This window comes from Nonomuraea sp. NPDC003709 (assembly GCF_040610775.1).
Taxonomy (GTDB): Bacteria; Actinomycetota; Actinomycetes; order Streptosporangiales; family Streptosporangiaceae; genus Nonomuraea; species Nonomuraea angiospora_A.
Genome location: NZ_JBEXMW010000015.1, coordinates 158,242 through 175,935 on the forward strand (window position 1 = coordinate 158,242; position 17,694 = coordinate 175,935).

Below are 17,694 nucleotides of genomic sequence, written 5' to 3' on the forward strand. Positions count from 1 at the left end.
TAAATAGGGAGAAGCTGTCTGGTTTCGTAATTGAGAATTATCAATGACCAGTGAATGACGTACCTGTCCCGCGCGCCCGGCACGTTACAGGCTGATGATCGTGAATCCGGATACGCGTTATATCACCCCCGACGCGATCGGCGAGGTCCGGCGGGGCATCAGGGACGACCTCCTGCCGGTTTTCGACGAGGTGCGCCAGATCTTCGAGCAGAACCGGGCGGTCGGCTTCCCCGGCTGGGGGCCGCTGGGCGAGTGGACGGTCGGGGCACTGTACCGGTCGCTGATCGACTCGTTCGTCCGCGACACCGAGACCGCGCTCGCGGTGATGCGGAAGTGGGAGGGCGAGGACCTGGCCTTCGCCGAGCGCAACTGGCGCACCGCCGAGGACCTGATCGTCCAGCGGGTGAAGAAGCCGTGAGGCCCAGGGTGGCCGGGCGCGCCCGGGACGGCTCTCCCCTGCGCCTGTCGAAGAACCCGCCCGACCCCGAGGCCGTGCAGGGCATCCTGCGCAAGGCGGCCAGGATGGAGCCGTCGGTCGTCGTCGGCATGCTGGCCACCGTTCCCGCGGTCGCGAACGTGCCCGGCATCTGGGAGGCGGCCGCCAACCTCCAGGCGGGCGCGGGCGGCCGGCTCGACAAGGGCGCGAACAACTCGATGACCATGGTGATCAACAACTCGGGGCAGAACTGGGTCGCCGGGGACCAGAAGGAGTTCGCGAGCGCGGCCAACCGGCTGCGGGCCGAGCTCGACGCCTTCCGCACCAACGTGCAGTGGGTGGCCGGGCACGTGGACAGCATCGGTGACGGGTTCATGGTCTATTGGGGGGCGGCGGCCAAGATCGCGCAGGAGACGTACCTGCGGCTGGCCGCGCTGCAGGTCCTCGCGCTGGCGCCGCAGACCAGGCTGGCCGCCAGGATCGCCATGCGCAGGACGGGGGTCCAGGCGAGCGCGTCGCTGGCCGCCTCGACCGGCGTGCTGAAGCGGTTCCTCGGCTCGCTCGGGCTCAAGGACGTGCTGGGCGGCGTCGCGGCGGGCGTCGGCGGGACGGCGGCCGTGCAGCTCGCCTTCATGCGCCCGACCGGCGCCGCGGCGATCGACTTCGGCACGGGGGCCGTCGACCCCGCGAAGGCGGGGACGTTCGCCGCCCCTCCGCAGGGGCAGCCGCTCCCGCCCGGCACGGGGTCCTTCCAGTGGACGGTCAAGGCATCGGGCGGCGACATGAGCCTCGAGGACGTGGTCAAGAGCCGTAGCTAGCTCACCAGCCCGCGGATGGTCTCGTACAGGTCCATCACGGCCAGCGCCAGCGGGATCAGGGCGATCATCAGCAGGATGTCGAAGATGTCGCCCACCCGGCCCCAGAAGGGGGACGGCCGCGCGGACGTCAGCCACAGCGCCGTCCCCGCCACGGCCAGGGCGAGCACGACCAGCCCGGGGACGATCCCGTAGAGCACCACCCCGTCGGCCGCCGTGACCACCGCGGCCGCGGCGGGCAGGGCCACCCCCAGCAGGGCCGCGGTCAGCAGCCAGGCCCGCTGGCCGCGGCCCTCGAACACGCGGGCCCGCATGAGCAGCGACAGCGACAGCACGGCGCTCATCGCGAACGCGGCCCAGGTGCCCGCCACCGTCAGCAGCACCTGGGCGGCAAGTACGATCACCGCCACGCCGGCGACCAGCCCCGTGCAGAAGCGGTCGGCCAGCACGGTCTTGTCGATCACCAGCTCCCCGTCCAGGTCGCCGCTCTCGCGGCGCAGCTCCTCCGCCGTCGTCGGCAGCGCGGGCAGCGGCATGCCCGCCAGCCGGAACGACAGCGAGGGGATCGCCGTGGTCAGCCCCACCGCGAGGGCCGCGAGCACCGCCACCACCCCGGCCGCGGGCAGGTCGAAGGCCATGACCAGCCCGGACGCCAGCAGCCCGGACAGCGCGGCGGCGGCCACGCCGAGGAACGTGGGCAGCCCCTGGGCGACCGCGAACCCGGTCGCCGTGGCCAGCATCAGCACCACGCCGCAGGCCGACAGCAGGGTGTCCGGCTGGACGACGGCCGCCGAGGCCGGTCCGGTCAGGCCCGCGACGAACCCGTACGGCAGGGCCGCGTACCCGATCACCGCGCCCGCCCGCGCGTCGCCGAGGGCCCGCGACAGCGCCACGGCCACCAGCAGCAGGACCAGCGCGACGGCCCCCGCGACGAGGGCCGTCGGCAGCCAGGGCGGGCCGGTCGCCGGCAGCGCGGCGGCGCCCGCGCCGAGCAGGGTGGCGGCGGCGCGCAACCCGTAGGCCCTGGTCGTGGCGGGCTGCCAGCGGCCGGTGCGCTCCAGCACGCCGGTCGCCACCGCGTCGGCGACGTCGTCGAAGACGACCTCAGGCAGCTCGTGGCCGCGCGGCCGCAGGTGCAGCATCTCGCCGTCGTGCACGGCCAGCTCCGACAGCGTCGCGTTCACGTCGAACGGCGGGCCGCCCAGGCGCTGGAGCACCCAGCCGCCGTGGGCCAGACCCGCCTCCGCGAGCCCTTCGCCGGCGACGCGCAGCAGGGTAGGCAGCAGGTTGCCGAGCGGGATGTCCGGCGGCAGGCCCAGGTCCAGGAATCCACGCGGGGTCACGACGGTGACCCGGCACAGGTCGGTTCCGGTGGCGCTCACCCGGACGAGTGTATGGATCGGACACCGAACGCGACGGGCTTAATACGTACAGGAAATTTGAAATATCGCCTGTTTCGCTACGTCAGCGACTTGTATGGCGTCGTGAGCGGCAGCCTGATCGTGGTCCGCAGGCCCGAGCGGCGCCGGCCACCCGAACCTCCCGGCGGCGAGGTCCTGCTGGAGTCCCCGCCCGAGATCCCCGAGACGGTGACGGGCGGCGGGCTGACCCAGCTCCTGACGTACCTGCCGATGCTGGCGGGCGCGGGCGCGATGGCGCTGATGTTCACCGGCGGGTCCACGAACAACCCGATCATGCTGGTCTCCAGCGGCCTGTTCGCGGTCTCGATGATCGGCATGACCGTGGGCCAGATGATGCGCGGCGCGGGCGAGCGCAAGAGCCAGCTCAACGGCCAGCGCCGCGACTACTACCGCTACCTGGAGCAGGTCAGGAAGCGGGTCCGGGCCGCCGCCGCGCAGCAGCACAAGGTCATGACCTGGAGCCATCCGGACCCGGCCGCCCTGTGGTCGCTGGTGATGACCACCCGGCTGTGGGAGCGGCGGCCCCGCGACGACGACTTCGCCCAGATCAGGATCGCCACCTCGGCGCAGCGGCTGGCGCTGCCGCTGATCCCGCCGGAGACCAAGCCGATCGAGGACCTCGACCCGGTGACGGCGGGAGCGCTGCGGCGGTTCGTGCGCACGCACGCCACCGTTCCCGGGCTGCCGGTGGCGCTGGCGCTGCACTCGTTCGCCAGGATCGTGATCACGGGCGACCCGGCGGCGGCGCGCGGGCTCGTACGGGCCCTGCTGGCCCAGGCGGCGGCGCTGCACTCGCCGGAGGACCTGCGGATCTCGGTCTGCGCGGGCGCCGAAAGGGCCCGCGAGTGGGAGCCGGTCAAGTGGCTGCCGCACGCCCTGCACCCCACCGAGGAGGACGGGGCCGGCCCCGTGCGGCTGGTCTCGGGGGATCTGGGCGAGCTGGACGACCTGCTGGGGTTCGAGCTGAAGGACCGGCCGCGCTTCAGCAAGGGGCTCTCGCCGGACGCGCTGCCGTACCACGTGGTCGTCATGGACGGCGGCGCCGTGCCCGCGGGCAGCCAGCTCGGCCTGGACGTCATCGAAGGCGTGACCGTGATCGACGTCGGCGGCAGCACCGCGCAGGTGCCCGCGCAGCTCACGCTGCGGCTGGAGGTCGGCGCGGACGAGGTGGTCCGGGTCGCCGAGGACGAGCTCGGCAAGGAGGTCCGGTCGGGTCTGGGGCGGCCGGACCGGCTCGACCCGCCCGCGTTCGCCGCCCTGGTCAGGCAGCTCGCGCCGATGCGGACCGGTTCGGGGGCGGGCGCGGAGGAGGTACGGGACGTCTTCGCCACGAACACGACGCTCACCGAGCTGCTGCGGATCGGCGACGCGCGGCGGCTCGCGCCCGCCCAGACGTGGCAGCCCCGCCCGGTCAGGAACCGGCTGCGCGTCCCGATCGGCCTGGGCGCCGACGGGCGGCCCGTCGAGCTGGACATCAAGGAGGCCGCCCAGGGCGGCATGGGACCGCACGGGCTCGTGGTCGGCGCGACCGGCTCCGGGAAGTCGGAGCTGCTGCGCACGCTCGTGCTCTCGCTGGCGATCACGCACTCCTCCGAGACCCTGAACTTCGTGCTCGTCGACTTCAAGGGCGGCGCCACCTTCCTCGGGCTGGACACGCTGCCGCACGTCTCGGCGGTCATCACGAACCTGGAGGACGAGCTGCCGCTGGTGGACCGCATGCACGACGCGCTCCACGGCGAGCTGGTACGCCGCCAGGAGCTGCTGCGGGCGGCCGGCAACCACGCCTCGCTGCGGGACTACGAGCAGGCCCGCGAGCAGGGTGCGAACCTGCGGCCGCTGCCGACGCTGTTCATCGTGCTGGACGAGTTCAGCGAGCTGCTGTCGGCCAAGCCGGAGTTCATCGAGCTGTTCGTGATGATCGGGCGGCTCGGCCGGTCGCTGGGCGTGCACCTGCTGCTGGCCTCGCAGCGGCTGGAGTCGGGGCGGCTGCGCGGGCTCGACACGCACCTGTCGTACCGGATCGGCCTGCGGACGTTCTCGGCGGCCGAGAGCCGGGCCGTGCTGGGGGTGGCGGACGCGTACTCGCTGCCGCCCGAGCCGGGCAACGCCTACCTGATGTTCGAGACCACGGGCATGACGCGGTTCAAGGCGGCGTACGTGTCGGGGCCGTACCAGCTCGCCTCGGCGCAGGGGCCGGCGGTGACGGCGCGCGCCGGGCACCGCGGGAAGATCGTCTGGTACGGGCCGGAGCGGGTGCCGATGCCGCCCGTCGAGCAGGCCCCGCCGGTGGTGGCGGAGCCCGGAAAGCAGGGCAAGAAGGACAGCCTGCTGGAGATCGTGGTGGGCCGGCTGGCCGGGCAGGGGCCCGCGGCGCACCGGATCTGGCTGCCGCCGCTCAAGGAGGCCGCCTCGCTCGACCAGCTGCTGCCGCCCGTCGAGGTCTCGCCGGAGCACGGGCTGACGGCCGCGGGCACCGCCCAGGACCGGCCGGGGCGGCTGCACGCCGTGGCGGGGATCGTGGACAGCCCGTTCGACCAGCGGCGGGATCCGTACTGGCTGGACCTGTCGGGGGCGGCGGGCAACGTCGCGATCGTCGGCGCGCCGCAGACCGGCAAGAGCACGCTGCTGCGCACGCTGATCGCCTCGCTCGCGATCACGCACACCCCCAAGGAGGTGCAGTTCTACTGCCTGGACTTCGGCGGGGGCACGCTGTCCTCGCTGACCGGGCTGCCGCACGTCGGCGGGGTGGCCAACCGGCTGGACGCCGACGCGGTACGCAGGACGGTCGCCGAGGTCAAGACGCTGCTCGACCGGCGTGAACGGCTGTTCGTCGAGCGCGGGATCGACTCCATGGCCACCTACCGGAGGATGGTCGCCTCGGGCGCCTTCGAGGGTGACGGCTGGGGCGACGTGTTCATCGTGGTGGACGGCTGGGCGATCCTGCGCCAGGAGTACGAGCTGCTCGAACCCGACCTCGGCGACCTGGTGACCCGGGGCCTGGGGTTCGGCATCCACGTGATCGGCACCGCGAACCGGTGGATGGAGTTCAGGGCCGGGGTGCGCGACCTGCTCGGCACCCGGCTGGAGCTGCGGCTCGGCGACTCCTTCGACTCCGAGATCGACCGCAAGGCGGCCTCGAACGTGCCCGAGCGGGCCCCCGGGCGCGGGCTCACCCGCGAGGCCCTGCACTTCCTGGCCGCGCTGCCGCGCATCGACGGCCGCTCCACCGTGGACGACCTCGCCGACGGGGTCGCCGCCCTGGTCGAGGCCGCCGCGGCGGCCTGGCGCGGGCATCCGGCGCCGCCCGTGCGGCTGCTGCCCGCCCTGCTGCCCGCGCACACCCTGCCCGCTCCCCCGCAGGGCGGCACGCGCGTCCCGATCGGGATCGACGAGGCCGCGCTGGCGCCCGTCCTGCTGGACTTCGACGCCGACCCGCACTTCGTGGTGTTCGGCGACACGGAGAGCGGCAAGACCAACCTGCTGCGGGTGCTCGCCCGGGGCATCGCGGCCGGGAAGACGCCGCTGGAGGCGCGGTTCATCGTCATCGACTACCGGCGCTCGCTGCTGGACGCGACCGACACCGAGCACCGGATCGGGTACGCGGCCTCCAGCGCCGCCGCCGCGGAGCTGCTCAAGGGCGTCCAGGAGGTGATGCAGACGCGGCTGCCGCCGCCGGACCTCACCTCGGAGCAGCTGCGGACGCGGAGCTGGTGGACCGGCCAGGACCTGTACGTCATCGTGGACGACTACGACCTCGTGGCGACCTCGGCCAACCCGCTGTCCGTGCTCGGCGAGCTGCTGCCGCAGGCCAGGGACATCGGGCTGCACCTGGTCCTGGCGCGCGCCATGGGCGGGGCCGGGCGGAGCATGCTGGACCCGATCGTGCGGCGGCTGAAGGAGATGAACTCGCCCGCCGTGATGCTGTCGGGCCCCCGGGACGAGGGCCAGCTGTTCGGGAACGTGCGCCCGCGCCAGCTCCCGCCGGGACGCGGGCTCTACGTGGACCGGCGGTCGGGCGAGAAGCTCGTGCAGACCGCCTACCTCGACCCTGGCCTTTAACGGTCCAGGTCGCGCTCGATGCGGCCCAGCTCGGCCACCGCCTGGTCCATGGCCTGCTCGTACGCCTCCCGCGCCTCCCGCATGCGCAGGTCCGCGGGGTTGTTCTCGGCGGCCAGGTCCAGCGGGCCCTCCCCCAGGACGTCCCCGAGGAGCTCGGTCGATTTGGCCTGCATGTCGGACAGAGCGTCGGCGATCAGCACCAGGATCGTCTCGGCGAGGCGCTGCGAGCCCCAGCGCATGGCTCTCGGGTCGATGTCCAGCCCGGTGACGCCCTGCGCCGAGCACTCGACCCGTACGAGCTTGTCCGGGTCCTGCGCGGACCCCTTGACGGCGAGAACCTGATCGTAGAGGTCGTCCAGCCCGCCCGCGGGCCGCTGGGCCTCGGCGATCAGCCGGTCCATGGCACTCTCGTCGAACGCCGTCATGCCTGCACCCCCGGAGTCGGAGCCTCGAGTTTCGTACCGCTGAACTGGTCGGCGACCGCCGACTGTCCGATCATCCCGGCCGTGACGGCCGCGGCGCCGCCCACGAGCGCCTGCTTGGCGGGCGACATCTGCACCAGCTTCTGCGCCACCTTGCCCAGCACGCCCTTGCCGCCCTCCGCGAACGCCCGCGCCCTGGCGGCGATCGCGCCGGCCTGGTGGTCCGCCCGGCGGCCGAAGCCGGTGGCGGCCACCTCCGAGGCGACCCTCGTGAACGCGTTCATCTGGGCGACCTTGTGCATCACCCCGGCGGTGAGGATGCTCGCGCCGGTGAGGAAGACGGCCTTGCCGAGGACGTCGTACACGCCGGCCGTGAGGCGCAGGGTGTCGGCCGAGGCCTTGGGCGAGGCGGACTTGTCGGCGGCGTCGTCGGAGTACTGCTGCACGGTGCCCTTGTAGAGCTCGGCGCTGGGGGCGGTCCACTCGACGTTCCTGACGGAGCCGTCCACGAGGTTCGGGTGCGCCCGCAGGGCTCCGGCCAGCTCCTCCCACACCTCGGCCGCCGCCCGCTGCTGGGCGGTGTCGCCGTACATGAGGGGCAGGACCAGGGTGGCGTAACGGGCGCGGTTCCAGCCGAGGAGCAGGGAGCCGGTCACGGCCATCGCCGAGCCCTCGATGACGGACCACGGTTGTTCGATCATGTTCACGTCCTGGTGATGTCGGCGGCCGTCCGGCCGACGATGCCGTCGCCGTCCACGTAGGTGTTGGCCGTGCCGTACGCCTTGTCGTGGATGCCGGACACCTCCGCCCGCTTGGCCGTCAGATACGTCAGCGCGGCCCGCTTGACGTCGTCGAACGCCTGCCCCAGCGAGCCGCCGAGCAGGCCGAACGCGCCGTAGGCGCCGGAGGAGAGATCGACGTGCCCGATGGCCGAGGACATCCGTTCCAGGTCCCGCATGGGGGCGGCGGCCATGTTGCGGCCCATCTCGCGGATGGAGTCGACCTGCGTCGCCACGAAGTCGCCGGACATGGCCTCACCCCACCACCGGCGGGCCGTGCACGACCTCGGGGCGGAAGAAGTCGTCGTCGGCGTCCTTCGACGCGGTCGACCTGCGGGCGTTCTGCCCGCCGTCCCCGGGGCCGCCCATGGGCAGGAACGGCATGCCGCCGGAGGCCGTCGCGCCGGGCTCGGCCCCTGCCACGGGCGACCTGGCCGGGGGCCATGAGCCGTCCACGACCGGCACGCTGCCCGGCCGCACGGACGGCCCGGACGGCCCCGGCTCCTGAGCGGCACTCGTGCCCGGATCGGCAGGGCGGCCCTGGTACGGGTCCACCGGGCGATTCGTTCCCGGGCGGCCCGGGTTTCCCTGGCTGCTCGGTTGCCTCGTGGTCCCGGCCGGGGTAGTCCCTGTCGTGCGGGGATCGCGTCCGGCCGGGGTGGGAACCGTGCCGGGCGGTGGCAGCAGCCCGGCGGGCGGCACTGTCCCGGGCGGGGCGGGTTGCCCGCCTCCCACGGCGGGCGGCACGCCCGGCCAGTTCGCCAGGGAGGTGAGCGGTGACGCCCCCGCGGGCGCACCCGGTACCGCAGCTTGACCGGGTAGCGGGCCCGCGGGAGTCAGTGGCTGGCCGGGCGTGCCGGCCAGATCGGTGCGGGAGTGTACTGGCACCGTGTTCTCGAACGGCAGGTCGCCGCTCTGCGCCGGCACCGAGGCGGGGCCGACCGGCGGCGGCAGGTAGGGGGCCGGCGAGGCCAGCTCCGGGTCCCACGCCAGGGCGTCCGGCATGGCCGTGTACGCCCGCTGATAGACGCCGTTGAGCTGCTGCATGAAGGCCCGCGCGTCCGCGTCCGGATCGTTGAGCGGCTCCATCGACCCGGCGCCCATGCCGCTCGCCTCCACCCAGTACTCCTGCTGTTCCGTGGCCTTGTCGAAGCGCTCCTTGGCCGAGGCCAGCTCGCCGCCCACCGTCTCCAGCCCGGGCGGGACGCCGTCCACACCGTTGCGCAGCGACTGCAGGTACGCCTGGAGCCGGTTCATGCGCGTGAGCATGGCCCTGGCGGACTCCCCGCCCCAGTTCCCGTCGGCCACCAGCCGCGCCGCGCTGTCGCCCAGCGCCGCGATCGTGTCGGTGAGCAGCTGGGACGTCTTCTTGTACGCGTCCACGACCGGCGCGAACTCCTCCGGCCCGGTCCCCATCACCAGCCGCCGGATCTCCTCGCGCCCGCCGTACGCGTTGACGTTCCCGCCCTGCAGGCAGCCGTGCTTGATCGGTTGTGGTTGCGGCAACGGGTCCCCTCACATCACGTACGCGGCACCGCGCCCGCGGCCCGCTGGTCGGCGTCCCGCACGGTGTTCGCGGTGGCGGCCAGGTCGTCGACGATCCGCTGGACCTGCTCCATGACGAACTGCAGCGAATCGCCCGTCGCCACCCGGGCCCTGCGCACGGTCTCGCCGTACCCCTGGGCGATGTCCCAGCTCCCCGGGGCGGCCGGCGACAGGTCGGGCACCTGGTACACAGCCGCGCGCAACCGGGGCAGCAGGCTGTCGCCGAGCTTGCCCGCCACGTCGATGAGGGCCTCCGGCTTGCACATCGCCGTGTCGCCCGCGGTGGCCGGGTCGATGAGCGGTTGATCCACCGGCCTCAGGTGCCCCAACGGCGGATGTTCATGGCCTCCGCGTCGCGCATGATCTCCGTGGCGTCGTGCAGGGCGGGGCCGAAGCGCTGCATGGTGTCACCCATGGCCACGACCGCGTTGTTCCACTGCTCCTTGGCCGTCCGGTAGACCTCCTTGGCGGAGCCGTCCCAGGTCTCCAGGACCTTGAGGTCGTCTTCGAGGTCGGCCAGTTCGCCGACCAGATTGGCGTAGGCCCGGCCCAGTTCCGACGCGATCTCGTCCATCTCGTCGAAATTGGCGAGGATGATGTCTCCGCCACCCGTCATGGTGATTCTCCGTTCGTCAGAGCTGGCCGCCGCCGAGCGCCGCCTTGAGCCTGGTGGCGACCTCGCTGGCCTGGGTGTTCGCCTCGGTGTACGTGATGCCCGAGCTCTTGAGGTTCTCCGCGATCGTGTGCAGCGCGTCGATGACCTTCTTGAACTGCGGGTTCCATTCGTCGAGGACCTGGCGGTAGACGTTCGCGGACTCGCCTTGCCAGGCGGCGCCGAGCGTCGCGGGAATCTGGGTGAGCCTGTTGTGAATCTGCGTGATGTTCTGGTGTGCGATGAGCGCGCGTTCTGCCGCGCTGTGCTGGCTGCCCTCTTGATAACGTGTCGGCTCTGCCACGTGCACCTCTCGGATCTCGTGAACCCGAATTCGACCGGGTTTTCCGTACTGTGGATCAAAGTAAATGGGTCAAAGCGGGCAGGGCTACGATTTCAACTTTCCTGTAAATGTCGTGGGCCCTCCGGCCCGCCAGCCCCTGCGACGGGCCCTGGGCAGCGTCAACGCCAGGAACACCACCAGCGCGGTGGCCCCCACCGCCCCCGCCGTGATCGCCACCGCGAGGCCGCGCGTGCGCGGGTCCGGCACCGGAGCCCTGGCCAGCACGATCGGCGGCGCGGCGGGCGCGCGCTCCTCGGCGTCGGGCTGCACCGAGGTGACCGCGAGCAGCGGGTTGACCAGCCCGGCCCCGGTGCCGGCCGCGCCGCCGCCGTCCGCCGTGCGCTCCAGCCGGCGCTTGACCTGCCAGTGGTCGAGTTCGGGGTGCCGGGCCCTGACCAGGGCGGCGACGCCCGCCACGAAGGGGGCGGCGAAGCTGGTGCCGTCCAGTTCCGTACGGTAGCCGCCGCCGGTCCACGCGCTCGTGATCCCGGCTCCGGGGGCGGTCACCGAGATGCGGGTCACGCTGTTGGAGAACTCCGACTTGCCGCCGTCCGGCGAGGCCGAGCCGACCGCGATCACTCCGGGATACTCGGCCGGGTACGCGGGCGTGACCACGCCGTCGTCCTGCCGCACGTTGCCCGCGGCCGCCACGATCACCGCGTCCTTGGCCTGCGCGTACGCCACCGCGGCCTTCAGCGCGGGATGGTCGTGGGCCTGCACGGACACGTTGATCACGTCCGCGCCCAGCTCCGCCGCCCGCCTGATGCCCTGGGCCAGCCGGGACACGTCGCCGGAGCTCCCCTCGGTCTGCTTGATCGACAGGATCCGGGCGGCCGGCGCGACGCCCATGACGGGCACGCCGCGCGCGGTGAGGTCCCGGCCCGCGATGATCCCGGCCACCGCCGTGCCGTGCCCGACGCAGTCGCGCAGGTCCGTGCCCGTGAGATCGACCTGGGTGATGACGGCGGCGGCGAGCTGGGGATGCGTGGCGTCCACGCCGCTGTCCACGACGGCGACGGTCACCCCTTCGCCCTTGGTGAAGCGCCACACCCGCTCGAACCTCAGCCTCTCCTGCGGCCACGGCTTCCCGGTGACCTCCGCCACGCCGGGCTGGGGATCGCACGAGACCGTGCGCGTGGGCCCAGAGGTCGGCCCAGAGGTCGGCCCAGAGGTCGGCCCAGAGGTCGGCCCAGAGGTCGGCCCAGAGGTCGGCGCTGGGGTCGGGGTGAGCGTCAGCACCAGGCCGATGGCCGCGGCGCCGTACCAGGAGAAAGGCACGGTAAGGCAGTCTGCCGACATTTCCGATTTACGGCTGGTCTCTTAGAAATATCTTGAAATGACGCGCCGCCGGGTGGAGCGCGAGATAGGCAGGTGCCGGTACGTCCTTCGACCGCGGAGAGGAAGCATGTCGACACCTGAGGCCGAGGGAGGCGACGCGCACGGCACCCCCAGGCCGGGCCTCGGCCTGTCGGTATACCAGCGGCCGCAGATCAACCAGACCTACGAAGGCGGTTTCAGCGGCACCGAGTACGACTTCGATCCGGACAACATCGAGGAGTCGTACGCCGACCACATCCACTTCCACCGCAACGGCGACTATCCCTCGGAGGCGCCCCGGACGCCGACGGACGCCGACCGCGAGGCCCTGCTCGCCCGCAACCCGGTCGACCCGGGGACGGCGAAGAAGGAGATGTTCATCAAGGTCGGCGAGTACGAGGACCCGGCCACCGGCAGGTCGCTCCCGTCGTCGCCCGTGGAGCAGCTCCGCCAGGACCTCAAGCGCCTGCAGGGCGAAATAGGCGGCCAGAGCCTCAAGGTCCGGCTCACCCTCGCCGGGCTGTCGGACCGCGACCTCGGCAGCTGGCAGGCCGCCGCCGACATGAAGGCGACCACCGACAAGGCGCAGAGCACGCTGGACGCCGCCATCAACCGGGTCTACTCGGTGTACGCGGCCGTGGTGCAGGCGCTCGACGACACCGTCAAGACCGCCAAGGGCGCCGACCAGTCCATCGCGGGCGGCCTGCGCACGCGTACCTGACGGGGGACGAATGACCGACTACTGGACGGACGCGCTCAAGGACACCCGGGCGCCGCAGATCGACGACATCGCGCCGACCGGCAACGGCGACTCCGACAGCAGCGACGGCGTCGCCGCCCTGATCCAGGGCACCAACCCGGACCGCGTCGCCGACGCGGGCAAGCGGTACAAGGAGATCGCCGAGATGTGCGCCGCGTCCGTGGAGCTCCTGCACAACCAGGCCGGGCGCATCGCGGAGACGCTGGGCGGCGAGTCCCTGCAGAAGATCTTCGAGACCGTCGGCGAGTTGCAGCGCGACCTCGCGCGCATCAGCATCGCCGCCGATTCGGTCGGCGTGCCCCTGGAGTGGTACGGCGCCCAGGTTCTCCCCTGGTTCCACAACAACGTGCCGCGGACGGGCAGCGTCGGCCTCGACGACGACATCGGCGACGCCTTCGGCAGCGACACCAACGGCCACGCGCTCGCCCGCCATCACCTGCGCCAGCTCAACAGGTTCATGGGGGACGTGTACGGGGCCATCGCGGGCTACGTGGAGCAGCGGTCCTCGGCCCCGCAGGCGGGGATGACCGACCCGTCCCTCCCGCTCGGTCCCGGGATGCCGAGCGGCCTGACCGGCGACCCGTACAAGGGCTCCAGTCTGGGCTCCCCGTACGGGACCCCCGGTCTCGGCCTGCCGGGCACCCCGTCCGGCCCCGACACCCCCGGCCTCCAGAACCCGTCACTCCAGGACCCGTCGCTGAAGGATCCGTCACTCCAGAACCCCTCACTGAAGGATCCGACGCTCAAGGACCCGTCACTGCAGGACCCTTCGCTGAAGGACCCCTCTCTCCAGACCCCGCAGACCCCGGACCTGAAGAAGCCCGAGCTCAACACCCCCCAACTGCCCCAGACGCCCAGGACGGACTTGGCGGGCGTACCACCCCAGACGGCCCTGCCGCAGACGAACCTGCCGCCCGGCACACCCACCAGCGGCGGCCCCAGCACTTTGCCGGGCAGCGTCCCGGCCACGCAGCTCAGCGGCTCGGGATCGCCCGCGGGCGGCGCGGGCCGGCTGGGCGCCACCGGCATGGGGATGGGCATGATGCCGCCGATGATGGGCGGCGGCCAGAACGGGACCGAGCGGGACCGCGACCGGGCCAGGTTCCCGCTGGTGGAGGACGAGGCGTTCGAGACCGATGACATGGGCGGCCCGTCCGTGATCGCATGACGGTGACGACCGAGCGGGTCCGCGGCTACCGGCTGCTGGAACGGGCCGGCCAGGACGGCCCGTGGACCGCGCACCTCGCGCAATCCGCGGCCACGGGGGCCGAGGCGCTGGTCAAGACGCTCGCGTGCCATCGGGCCGACCGTCGGGCGCTGAAGCGGATCGTCCGCGGCTTCGGCTTCCCGGAGGCGCTGGCGGCTCACGAGGGCGTGATCCCGGTGCTGGAGGTGGGGGCCACCGGTGACGGGCGGCCGTACCTGGTGACGCCGCCCCACGGCGGTCTCACGCTCGCCGAGCGGCCGGGGCGGAGCCTGCCGATGCCGCTCGACGAGGCGCTGGGGCTGCTGCGGGCGGTGGCGGACGCGCTCGCCGCCACGCACGCGGCCGGAGGCGTGCACGGCCGGGTCACGCCCGAGAACGTCATCGTGGCCGGTCGCGAAGTGGCGCTCACGGGGTTCGGCATGTCCGCGCTGATGTCGATCGTGGAGTTGCCCGACGGCACGCTCCCGTCGGTGCACGCGGCGCCGGAGGAGCTGGAGGGCCACCCGCCCGTGCCCGCCTCCGACGTGTACGCGCTCGGGTCGATGATGTACGAGCTGCTGGCGGGCCGGCCCGCGTTCCCGCTGGACGGGACGGGGGGCACGGCCAAGTTCGTGCTCGGGGTGCTGACGGAGGCGCCGCCGCCGCTCCCGCCGGGGGTGCCGCCGGACCTGGCCGAGACCCTGCTGAAGGCGATGGCCAAGACCCCGGCCGCCCGCCCGGCCGCCACCGACCTGGCCACCGTCGCCTCCCAGCTCCTGACGACCCACCCGCCCGCCGCGGGCCCGGCCCAACCACCGACCGCCCACCTCCCCCTCGGGAACGCGGGACAGCCCCCGACGGCCCGCCTGCCCCTCGGCGATGCGGGTCAGCCCCTCACCGCGCGGCTCCCCTCCCCCTCGCCATCGCTCGAGGACTCGGGAGCGGCGGCACGGTCGGGCCCCCGTGAGCTGGTCTGGACGGTGGATCCCGACCGTTCCCAGGTCAGGCCGCCCGCCGGCCCCCAGCCCTTCTCCCAGCCTCCCCCCGAGGTCTCCGCACCCCACGCCCCCGCCGCCGCGCCGGACCGCCGCAGCCGGGTCCCGCTGCTGGTCACCACCGCGTCGGCGCTGGCCGTGCTGGTGGGCGTGGGCAGCGTGGCACTGGCCATGAACGGCCGGCCCGGCGCACCGCAACCCGCCGGCGCGACGGCCGCCGCCCTCGACCCCACGACCTCCGGCACCCCACCCCAGGCCGACCAGCAACCAAAGGACCAGCAACCAAAGGACCAGCCGACCGGCCGGCGGACGCCACCGAGCGAGCCGCAACCGCAGACGAGCAAGCCGTCCGAGCCACCCGCGCGCCGCCAGACCGTCGATCCCGCCGCGGTTGCCGCGTACCGTCCCAAGAGCCTCAAGGTCGTGTCCGACAACGGCGCCACCGTGACGCTCGCCTGGAAGGCGGTGCGCAAGAGCGGCTATCCCGTGGTGATCCAGCAGGCCCCCGGCAACCGGCTGGTGCCGGCGGCGAGCGGCAGCAACACCTACACCCTGGGCGGCCTCGACCCGGTGACGGGCTACTGCTTCAAGGTCGGCACCGTGGTCGCCATCGGCCAGCCCTCGTCCGTGGCGTGGTCGTCGGCCCTGTGCATCCGCGGCGCCGCGGAGACGAACCAGAACGACCAGGTCCAGCCCCCGATCGTGCTCCCCCTGGCCACCCCGCCACCCTCCTGAGACCGGCTACCCCGCCAGGGATCGCGGCGACAGGCGGTGCGCGATCCTGCTCGCGAGGCCGACCTTCCGCCGCACCAGCGCGTCCACGCCGCCGAAGTGGCGCCAGGCGAGGTCGGCGTCCACCTGGTCCACGGGCGCTCCCCCGAACGTCGCCAGGTTGGCCAGGTCGGCGAGCGTCGTGAGCGGCTCGCGCGCGGCAGGACCCAGGACGGACTCGGCCAGAGACGCCACCTCGCCGGCCGTCAGCGCGTCCGAGCGCACAGGGATCCCGGCCACGCGCAGCCTGGCCACCGTCTGCCGCCACGCCCCCACCACCCGGGCGGCGGGCGCGGCGGCCCGGCGGCGGCGCATCCGCCTCAGCGGCGGCACGACGAGCACGGCCAGGAGATACACCAGGAGCGCGGCGGCGGGCACGGCCGCCCAGACGAGCGGGCCCGCGGAGCCGCCGGGACGCGGCACCGGGGTCGGGGTGGCCCGGTTGGCGGCCGTGGGGGTCGGCTTGGGCTCGGAGGAGTCGCTGTTGATCGCCTGCTCGATCTCCCGCGCCTGCTTCGGCGCGCCCTCGGCCACGTCACCGCCCCCTCCCGAGCGCGTACGCGACGGCGTCGGGTAGAACGGCACCCACCCGATCCCCTCGAACTCGACCTCGGCCCAGGCCAGCACGTCCCCACCCCGCACCTGCCGCACCCCGCCGGAGCCGGAGCCAGGGCCGGAGCCGGTTCCCGGGCGGAAGCCCACGACGATCCGGCTCGGCAGCCCGATCGCGCGGGCCAGCAGCGCGAACGAGGCGGCGAACTGCTCCGTCGTCCCCCTGCGCGACTCCGTCAGGAAGAACTCGATGCTGCGGTAGCCGTGCCCGGGCGGCGCGTTGACGTCGTTCACCGCGTGCTTGCGCAGGTAGGCCGCCAGCCGGGCGGCCCGCTGCGTCGGGCTCTGCGCCCCGGCCGTGGCGCGGCGGGCGATGGCGAGGAGGCGGGCCCGCTGCGGCGGCGTGCGGCCGTCCGGCCCGTCCGGCAGCCGCAGCGCGGCCGGGTCGGCGGCGGGGACGGCCGCGCGCAGGTCCTCCGCCGTGTAGCGGCGGATCCCCGAGGTCACCTCGTACGTCATGCCCTCGCGCGCCTGCGTGCCGGCCAGCATGCCCGTCGCGGGATCGACGACGATGCCCGCGCCCTTCACCAGCAGCGGCCGGTCGGCGGCGGGCAGCCACGGACCCGGGAGCTTCCGCAGGGTGAACCGCTGCGTGACCGGGTCCCCGCCGCTCTCCTGCCCCGGCACCCGCCCGCCGGTGGGGACGAACCCCGCGCCCGACGTCCACGTGACCCCGTCGAAGGTGTCCAGGACGGCCAGGCGCAGGTTCGCCTCGGAGGCGGTGCCGACCGTGAACAGCTCGCGCTGCGGGTTCTGCAGCCACGCCGAGACCTGGTCGAGCGCGCTCACGCCGTTGATCGGCCGCGGCGGGGGCTGCTCGACGAGCCGGCGCACGTCGTACGGTCGCTCGGCCATGGGCAGGGCGGGCGCGGTGACGACGGCGGCCAGGACCAGGCAGGCCAGCAGCGGCACGCCCACCGCGATCGTCCCCGCCGACCTGGCCGCCCTGACCAGGCCGAGCAGCAGGGTGAGCCCGGCGAACACCGCCGCGTACGGCACCACGGACCCGGACCCGGCGACCCCCAGCACGACCGCGACGGCGAGCACCGGGAGCGCGCCCAGGGCGGGCAGCATGACGGACCTGGACCGCAGCGCGATCTCCGCCCCGGCCAGGGCGGCGGCCCAGACCAGGAAGCTGACCAGCACGACGGCCGTGCTGTCGGGCGGCGCCGGGAGGATCGTGGTCAGGAGCCGGCCGCCCGCGTCGCGCACGCCGAGCAACGCCGCGCGCACGGCGGCCGGGCCGGGCAGGAACCCGAGCCAGGCCTGCGACCTGAACAGGGTCGCCGACACCGCCACCAGCCAGCCCAGCACGCTGACCGGGATCGTCCCCCAGAGCGGCAACCGGCCGTACAGCGCCACCGACAGCACGCACGGCACCCCGGCCGCCAGGCCGACGACGGGGAGCAGGGCGGCGAACGGGAACACCCCGTCGAACGCGAGCCCGGCCGTCGCGGCCAGCAACGCCACGACCCCCACGGACACCAGCCCCCGCACCGGCCCCGGTCCCGGCGCCCCCACCGGCTCGCCACCCGCCGACCCGCCACCCGACACGGACCCGGCACCCGACGCCGATCCGAT

At 73.6% G+C, this 17,694-nt stretch carries 16 protein-coding genes; 6 read left to right on the forward strand and 10 right to left on the reverse strand.

The window, feature by feature from the left end; genetic code table 11:
* Nucleotides 1-100 precede the first annotated feature (100 nt).
* Both ABZX61_RS38160 and ABZX61_RS38165 read left to right on the forward strand, forming a co-directional pair.
* A complete protein-coding gene (locus ABZX61_RS38160; protein ID WP_350733947.1) occupies nucleotides 101-418 on the forward strand; it encodes a hypothetical protein in 318 nt (105 codons plus the stop codon).
* Complete coding sequence (locus ABZX61_RS38165; RefSeq protein WP_355201187.1) at nucleotides 415-1,254, forward strand: hypothetical protein; 840 nt, start codon at nucleotides 415-417, stop codon at nucleotides 1,252-1,254. Before ABZX61_RS38160 ends, ABZX61_RS38165 begins: the two co-directional genes overlap by 4 nt.
* On the opposite strand, the gene eccD is transcribed toward ABZX61_RS38165, so the two are convergent.
* Complete coding sequence (gene eccD, locus ABZX61_RS38170) at nucleotides 1,251-2,633, reverse strand: type VII secretion integral membrane protein EccD (RefSeq protein ID WP_355201189.1); 1,383 nt, start codon at nucleotides 2,631-2,633, stop codon at nucleotides 1,251-1,253. The two genes, ABZX61_RS38165 and eccD, sit on opposite strands and share 4 nt — an antisense overlap.
* Before the next feature lie 102 nt (nucleotides 2,634-2,735).
* On the opposite strand from eccD, the gene eccCa reads away from it, so the two are divergent.
* On the forward strand, nucleotides 2,736-6,731 hold the full coding sequence (eccCa, locus tag ABZX61_RS38175; protein ID WP_355201191.1) for a type VII secretion protein EccCa: 3,996 nt from the start codon (nucleotides 2,736-2,738) through the stop codon (nucleotides 6,729-6,731).
* Here the strand turns inward: eccCa and ABZX61_RS38180 are convergent.
* The 8 genes from ABZX61_RS38180 to mycP form a co-directional block, all read right to left on the reverse strand.
* On the reverse strand, nucleotides 6,728-7,156 hold the full coding sequence (locus tag ABZX61_RS38180) for a hypothetical protein (protein WP_350733955.1): 429 nt from the start codon (nucleotides 7,154-7,156) through the stop codon (nucleotides 6,728-6,730). The genes eccCa and ABZX61_RS38180 overlap by 4 nt on opposite strands.
* Nucleotides 7,153-7,854, reverse strand: a complete 702-nt coding sequence (locus ABZX61_RS38185) for a hypothetical protein (RefSeq protein WP_355201193.1) — start codon at nucleotides 7,852-7,854, stop codon at nucleotides 7,153-7,155. Before ABZX61_RS38185 ends, ABZX61_RS38180 begins: the two co-directional genes overlap by 4 nt.
* Before the next feature lie 2 nt (nucleotides 7,855-7,856).
* Nucleotides 7,857-8,183 (reverse strand): hypothetical protein, encoded by a 327-nt coding sequence (locus ABZX61_RS38190; protein WP_355201195.1) that lies wholly within the window; start codon nucleotides 8,181-8,183, stop codon nucleotides 7,857-7,859.
* Between the two features lie 4 nt (nucleotides 8,184-8,187).
* Nucleotides 8,188-9,438, reverse strand: a complete 1,251-nt coding sequence (locus ABZX61_RS38195; protein ID WP_355201196.1) for a hypothetical protein — start codon at nucleotides 9,436-9,438, stop codon at nucleotides 8,188-8,190.
* 14 nt (nucleotides 9,439-9,452) lie between these two features.
* Entirely contained in the window at nucleotides 9,453-9,788 is a 336-nt protein-coding gene (locus tag ABZX61_RS38200; protein WP_350733962.1) for a hypothetical protein, read from the reverse strand.
* Between the two features lie 5 nt (nucleotides 9,789-9,793).
* Entirely contained in the window at nucleotides 9,794-10,093 is a 300-nt protein-coding gene (locus ABZX61_RS38205; RefSeq protein WP_350733964.1) for a WXG100 family type VII secretion target, read from the reverse strand.
* A 16-nt stretch (nucleotides 10,094-10,109) separates the two neighbouring features.
* Entirely contained in the window at nucleotides 10,110-10,433 is a 324-nt protein-coding gene (locus tag ABZX61_RS38210; RefSeq protein WP_192791395.1) for a WXG100 family type VII secretion target, read from the reverse strand.
* 84 nt (nucleotides 10,434-10,517) lie between these two features.
* On the reverse strand, nucleotides 10,518-11,576 hold the full coding sequence (mycP, locus tag ABZX61_RS38215) for a type VII secretion-associated serine protease mycosin (protein WP_355201198.1): 1,059 nt from the start codon (nucleotides 11,574-11,576) through the stop codon (nucleotides 10,518-10,520).
* A gap of 301 nt (nucleotides 11,577-11,877) precedes the next feature.
* On the opposite strand from mycP, the gene ABZX61_RS38220 reads away from it, so the two are divergent.
* Genes ABZX61_RS38220 through ABZX61_RS38230 form a run of 3 tightly spaced genes read left to right on the forward strand, consistent with a single transcriptional unit; the run spans nucleotide 11,878 to nucleotide 15,465 of the window.
* The gene (locus ABZX61_RS38220) at nucleotides 11,878-12,510 is read left to right on the forward strand and encodes a hypothetical protein (RefSeq protein ID WP_355201200.1); all 633 of its coding nucleotides are present in this window, start codon (nucleotides 11,878-11,880) and stop codon (nucleotides 12,508-12,510) included.
* A gap of 10 nt (nucleotides 12,511-12,520) precedes the next feature.
* Nucleotides 12,521-13,717, forward strand: a complete 1,197-nt coding sequence (locus tag ABZX61_RS38225; RefSeq protein WP_355201201.1) for a hypothetical protein — start codon at nucleotides 12,521-12,523, stop codon at nucleotides 13,715-13,717.
* The gene (locus tag ABZX61_RS38230) at nucleotides 13,714-15,465 is read left to right on the forward strand and encodes a protein kinase (RefSeq protein WP_355201203.1); all 1,752 of its coding nucleotides are present in this window, start codon (nucleotides 13,714-13,716) and stop codon (nucleotides 15,463-15,465) included. The genes ABZX61_RS38225 and ABZX61_RS38230 overlap by 4 nt, the downstream gene beginning before the upstream one ends.
* A gap of 6 nt (nucleotides 15,466-15,471) precedes the next feature.
* Here ABZX61_RS38230 and ABZX61_RS38235 read toward each other — a convergent pair whose 3' ends face one another.
* Nucleotides 15,472-17,667, reverse strand: coding sequence for a transglutaminaseTgpA domain-containing protein (locus ABZX61_RS38235; RefSeq protein ID WP_355201204.1), 2,196 nt, complete (start codon nucleotides 17,665-17,667; stop codon nucleotides 15,472-15,474).
* Between the last annotated feature and the right edge of the window lie 27 nt (nucleotides 17,668-17,694).